Origin of the sequence: Frankia sp. AgKG'84/4 (assembly GCF_023242965.2) — a bacterium.
GTDB lineage: Bacteria > Actinomycetota > Actinomycetes > Frankiales > Frankiaceae > Frankia.
Window position 1 is genome coordinate 1 of the sequence record NZ_JALKFU020000359.1, and the last position, 5,367, is coordinate 5,367.

At 74.6% G+C, this 5,367-nt stretch carries 6 protein-coding genes; 5 read left to right on the top strand and 1 reads right to left on the bottom strand.

Annotation, left to right across the window (positions count from 1 at the left end):
* From MXD58_RS18945 to uraH, 4 genes are all read left to right on the top strand, one after another.
* On the top strand, positions 1 to 745 hold a 745-nt coding region (locus tag MXD58_RS18945), incomplete at its 5' end, for a molybdopterin cofactor-binding domain-containing protein (protein ID WP_250609656.1).
* The gene (allB, locus tag MXD58_RS18950; protein WP_248839098.1) at positions 739 to 2,133 is read left to right on the top strand and encodes an allantoinase AllB; all 1,395 of its coding nucleotides are present in this window, start codon (positions 739 to 741) and stop codon (positions 2,131 to 2,133) included. The genes MXD58_RS18945 and allB, both read left to right, overlap by 7 nt.
* A gap of 75 nt (positions 2,134 to 2,208) precedes the next feature.
* The gene (locus MXD58_RS18955; RefSeq protein ID WP_248839099.1) at positions 2,209 to 3,759 is read left to right on the top strand and encodes an allantoicase; all 1,551 of its coding nucleotides are present in this window, start codon (positions 2,209 to 2,211) and stop codon (positions 3,757 to 3,759) included.
* 74 nt (positions 3,760 to 3,833) lie between these two features.
* Positions 3,834 to 4,148: a hydroxyisourate hydrolase gene (uraH, locus tag MXD58_RS18960; protein ID WP_248839100.1), complete on the top strand. Its 315-nt coding sequence runs from the start codon at positions 3,834 to 3,836 to the stop codon at positions 4,146 to 4,148.
* A 38-nt stretch (positions 4,149 to 4,186) separates the two neighbouring features.
* On the opposite strand, the gene MXD58_RS18965 is transcribed toward uraH, so the two are convergent.
* Complete coding sequence (locus MXD58_RS18965) at positions 4,187 to 4,552, bottom strand: YybH family protein (protein ID WP_248839101.1); 366 nt, start codon at positions 4,550 to 4,552, stop codon at positions 4,187 to 4,189.
* Positions 4,553 to 4,659: 107 nt separating this feature from the next.
* Between MXD58_RS18965 and MXD58_RS18970 the strand changes: the two genes are divergently transcribed.
* Positions 4,660 to 5,367: LysR family transcriptional regulator (locus tag MXD58_RS18970; protein ID WP_250609657.1), on the top strand; the 708-nt coding region annotated here is incomplete at its 3' end.

A 5,367-nucleotide genomic window follows, 5' to 3' on the forward strand; every position in this document is an offset into this window, starting at 1 on the left:
GAGCGGCGGCGCGGTGCGCGGCGCCTGCGTCGCGGTCGCCGACCGGTTGCTCGCCCGCGTCGCGCGGGCCGCTGGACTGCCAGCGCGCGTCGTCGAGACACCCCGGCACAGCCTGCGGATCGTCGCCGGGGAGATCGTCGGCGCCGAGGCCGGGCTGCGGATCGGGCTGGCAGACGCGCTCGCCGCCGGCCCGGTCGAGGCCGCGTTCACGTTCCACCACCGCCGCACGACCGCTCTGGACGCCGCCGGCCAGGGCGACCCGCACGTGGCGTTCGCCGCCGCCGCGCACCGCGCGGTCGTCGACGTGGACCTCGATCTCGGGCTGGTCCGGGTCGTGTCGATGGCGCTGGCGCAGGACTGCGGCACGGTGCTCAACCCGCTGGCGCTGCGCGGCCAGGTCGAGGGCGGCACGGCCCAGGGCCTCGGGCTGGCCGTGATGGAGGAGCTGATCACCGACGGCGGGCGGGTCGTCAACCCGACCTTCCACGACTATCTGCTGCCCACCGCCGCCGACGTCCCCGACCTGGACTTCGTGGCCGTGACCGAGCCGCAGCCGGACGCGCCGTACGGAGTGAAGGGCGTCGGTGAGGCGCCGACCTGCACCGCGACCCCGGCGATCGTCGCCGCCATCCGGGCGGCGGTCGGGCGTGACCTGCGCAGTGTCCCCGTGCGCCCGCAGGACCTGGTCGACCTGTCACCCGGCGGGGCCGACGACCATGCCGCTGGAGGTGCCACACCGTGCTGAGTGACCTTTCCGTACCCGGGAGACCCGGCGGGCGGCCCGCCGGCCCGCTGCCCGACCGACCGCGGGTCCTGCGTTCCCGCCGGGTGGTCCTGCCGGACGGTGAGCGGGCGGCGGCGGTGCATGTCGCGGACGGCCGGATCACCGCGATCACCGCGCCCGCCGACGTGCCCGCGGGCGTCGAGATCACCGACCTGGGTGAGTTCGCGCTGCTGCCCGGCGTCGTCGACAGCCACGTGCACGTCAACGAGCCGGGGCGCACCGAGTGGGAAGGTTTCGCCACCGCGACCCGGGCCGCCGCGGCCGGCGGTGTCACCACGATCATCGACATGCCGCTGAACGCGATCCCCCCGACGACGTCGCTGGCCGCACTCGAGGCCAAACGGGCGGTGGCCGCCGGGCAGATCGCCGTCGACGTCGGCTTCTGGGGCGGCATCATCGGCGCGGACGCCCGCGGCCTCGATGACCTGGCCGCCCTGCACGACGCCGGGGTGTTCGGGTTCAAGGCGTTCCTGGCCCCGTCGGGGGTGGAGGAGTTCCCCCACGTCTCCCTGGACGTGCTGGCCGCGGCCAGCCGGCACACCGCCCGGATGGGCGCCCTCACGGTCGTGCACGCCGAGTCCCCGGCCGTGCTGGAGGCGGCCCCGCCGGTCCTCGGGCGGGTGTTCGCGAGCTGGCTGGCGTCCAGGCCGCCGGCCGCGGAGCAGGAGGCGGTCGCGGGGCTGGTGGCGCTGTCCGCGGCGACCGGCGCCCGCCTGCATGTCCTGCACCTGTCGGCGGTGGAGGCCCTCGACGACGTCGTCGCCGCCCGCGACGAGGGCCTGCCGTTCTCCGCGGAGACGTGCCCGCACTACCTGACCTTCACCGCCGAGGAGGTCCCCGACGGGGCCACCGTGTTCAAATGCGCCCCGCCCATCCGGGGCAGGTCGAACCTGGACCGGCTGTGGGACGCCCTCGGTGAGGGCCTGTTCGCCGGCGTCGTCAGTGACCACTCGCCCTCCACCCCGGAGGTGAAGCAGATCGACACCGGCGACTTCGCCGCCGCCTGGGGCGGCATCGCGTCCGTGCAGATCGGGCTACCCGCGGTGTGGACGCAGGCCCGCGCGCGCGGGTACAGCCTCGCCGACGTGGTCGGCTGGATGTGCGCCGGGCCGGCGGAGCTGGCCGGGCTGCGCGGCAAGGGCCGCCTGGAAGTGGGCGCCGACGCCGATCTGGTGGTGTTCGACCCGGACGCGTCTTTCCTGGTGAGGCCCGCCATGCTGCGTCACCGTCACCCCCTTACGCCCTACGCTGGACGCAGCCTGGACGGTGTGGTCCTGGCGACCTATCTGCGGGGGGTACGCGCCGACGGCGACCGTCCGCCCCGGGGACGTCTGCTGGAACGGCGATGAGCCCCCACCGCCGGCCGGGCCATTGCCTGGCCACGGCGGGCCATGCCGTTCTGGTTGACCCGAGAGAGGAACCTGATGAGTGACGAGCCCGATCTGACCAATCTGGTCGACCTGGCCGCGGCCCGGTTCGGCGGCACGGTGGTGGCCGTCAATGACGAGTTCTTCGCGTTCGCGGAGCGGATGCTGCTGCCCGAGCCGCCGGTGGTCCGCCCGGGTGTGTTCACCGAACGGGGCCAGTGGACCGACGGCTGGGAGACCCGGCGCCGCCGGGACCTGCCCGGCGCCGACTGGGCGATCGTCCGCCTCGGCGCCCCCGGCATCGCGCGGGCGATCACCGTCGACACCACCCACTTCACCGGCAACGCCCCCGAGGCGGTCGAGATCCACGGGGCGACGCTCGCCGGCTACCCGTCCGCCGCGGAGGTCGCCGACCCCGCCGTCACCTGGGTGGAGCTGGTGCCGCGCACCCTGATCGAGGCCGACGCGGTGAACGTCCTGCCGGTTGCCGAATCGGGCCGCAGCCACATCACCCACCTGCGCCTGACCATTCACCCCGACGGCGGGGTAGCCCGGCTGCGGGTGCATGGCACGGTCGTGCCAGACCCCCGTCTGCTTGACCGGGTCACCTCCGATCTGGCCGCCGCCTATCTGGGCGGTGTGGCGGTCGCCGCGAGCGACATGCACTACGGCGACCGGCACAACCTCAACGCCTCCGGCGAGGCGCGGGCGATGGGGGAGGGCTGGGAGACCCGCCGCCGGCGCGGCACCGGGCACGACTGGGCGGTCGTCCGGTTGGCGACCCAGGGCCTGATCGTGCGGGCCGAGGTCGACACCCGCCACTTCCGCGGCAACGCCCCGCGCGCCATCGAGCTGTGGGCGGCGGACTGCCCGGACCTGCTCGACCCCGACGACGTCGCCACCATCGCCGACTGGTTCCCGGTGCTCCCGCGCACCCGGGTGCAGCCCAACACCCGACACCTGTTCGACCTCGAGGTGCCCGTGCAGGCCACCCACGTGCGGGTCGACGCCATCCCGGACGGTGGCCTCGCCCGGCTGCGGATCACCGGCGCGCCGACGTCGACCGGCCGCGAGGCACTGGCGATGCGCTGGTTCGACTCGCTGTCGCCGGACGCCGCCGTCGAGGAGCTGCTGGCCTGCTGCGGCGCGGAGGACTGGGCCCAGGCGGTGGTCGCCCGCCGCCCGTTCGGCACCCTCGCGGAGCTCCTGCCGGCCGCCGAGCAGGAATGGTGGAACCTGACCGAGGCGGCCTGGCTGGAGGCGTTCACCGCGCATCCCCGGATCGGTGAGCGGCCCGTGCGGACCCCCGCGCCGCCAACCACCGCACGGGCCTCGATCGTCGCCCTCGACGCCCCCCGACGGGAGCAGGCGGCGATGGACGAGGCGTCCGAACAGACCCGGCGCGCCTTCACCGCCGGCAACGAGGAGTACGAGGAGCGCTTCGGCTACATCTTCCTGGTCCGCGCCGCCGGTCGCAGCGCCGAGGAGATGCTCGGCCTGCTCCAGGAACGGCTGACCAACGCTCCGGCCGAGGAGCTGCGGGTCGCCGCGGGCCAGCAGGCGGAGATCACCGCCCTGCGCATCCGCCACCTGATCACCGGCGCCTAGCCGAACCACGGGTGCACCGCCCAGGCCGGGCGGTGCACCCTCCGATCGGGCCACCGGCGTCAGGAGGCGCGCGCATGGGCCTGTCCACCCACGTCCTGGACACCGCGGCGGGCCGGCCGGCCGCCGGGATACCCGTGCGGCTGGACCAGTGGGAGCCCGCACGGGCCGGCTGGACCCTGGTCGCCGAGGGCGTCACGGATGGTGACGGCCGGCTCGCGGGAATGTCGCTCACCACGCCCGGCCGGTGGCGGCTGGTCTTCGACACCAGCGGGTGCTCGGCGTTCTTTCCCGAGGTGACCATTGCCTTCGCGGTCACCGATGCCGCCGAGCACCACCACGTCCCGCTGCTGCTCGCGCCGTACGGCTACTCGACCTATCGCGGTAGCTGACCTCGCGGGCGCCGGCCCGGTTCAACCGCCGGCCGGCTTCACCCGCCGGCCGGGCTGAACTCGGGCTGGTCGAGCAGCCGCAGCCAGGAACCGTCGGGCTGGCGGCGGACGACCTGGGCGCGGGCGCCCGCACCGTCCTTCGGCGCGGTGGACGTCAGCGCGAGATCGCCACTGACCAGGGTGGGCAGCGGCGCCTCGGGCTCGAAGTGCGGCGCGTGCGAGAGAACGGACTCCCACAGCTCGCGGATGGCGTCCCGGCCCACCGTCTGGCTGCCCGGCGGGTAGGCCATCACCGCGTCCCGCTCGTAGAGGGCGGCGATCCCGGCGGCGTCGCCGGCGTTGGCGCGTTCCACGAACAGCCGGGTGAGGTCCTCGGGGGTGCGGGCGATGTCGTTGCCGGCCATGACGAATCCCTCCTGCGTGGTCGTGTCCCTCGGTGTGTGATCCAGCGTGGCGGCCGGGCAGCGAGAAGTCCAACAGATGGTTCTTCCGTTATCTAGAATCCCCAGTTATGGAGCTGCGTCAGTTGGAGTACTTCGTCGCCGTCGCCGAGGAAGCAAACTTCACCCGCGCGGCCCAGCGGGTGCACATCAGCCAGTCGGGGGTCAGCGCCCAGATCCGCCAGCTCGAACGCGAGCTCGGCGCCACTCTCCTCGACCGCTCCGGCCGCACCGCCACCCTGACCGCCGCCGGCGCCGCCGCCCTCGAGCACGCCCGTGCCGCGCTCGCCGCCACGGCCGCCGTGCGCGAGTCGGTCGACCAGGTCCAGGGCCTGGTCCGGGGCCGGCTCGACGTCGGCATGGTGGCCTCCTGCGCGGTCGAGCCGTTCTTCGCCGCCCTCGCCGCGTTCCACGACGAACATCCCGGCGTCGAGATCGTCCTCGTCGAGGACACCTCCGACCGGCTGCGGGACCGGGTCCGCGCCGGCACGCTGGACCTGGCCCTGGTCGGGATCTCCGCCGCCGACGCCGCCGCCGAGCCGCGCATGCAAGCGGTGCTCGGCGAGCCCCTGGTCGCGGCGGTGGCACCGACCCATCCGCTGGCCGGGCGGTCCCGGGTGACGCTCGCCGAGCTGGTTGCCCACCCGCTGGCCTGCCTGCCCGTCGGCACCGGCATCCGGGCGGTGCTCGACCAGGCGTGCGCCGCGGCAGTCGGATCTGGGTCGGCGATGAGGCTGTGTCGGTCAGCGGCCGATCGTACCCGTACACCCGAAAGTCCC

Excerpts from the sequence above, each read along its gene's own strand:
- MXD58_RS18955 (WP_248839099.1), top strand. The coding sequence starts at position 2,209 with ATGAGTGACGAGCCCGATCTGACCAATCTGGTCGACCTGGCCGCGGCC.
- uraH (WP_248839100.1), top strand. The coding sequence starts at position 3,834 with ATGGGCCTGTCCACCCACGTCCTGGACACCGCGGCGGGCCGGCCGGCC.
- MXD58_RS18965 (WP_248839101.1), bottom strand. The coding sequence starts at position 4,552 with ATGGCCGGCAACGACATCGCCCGCACCCCCGAGGACCTCACCCGGCTG.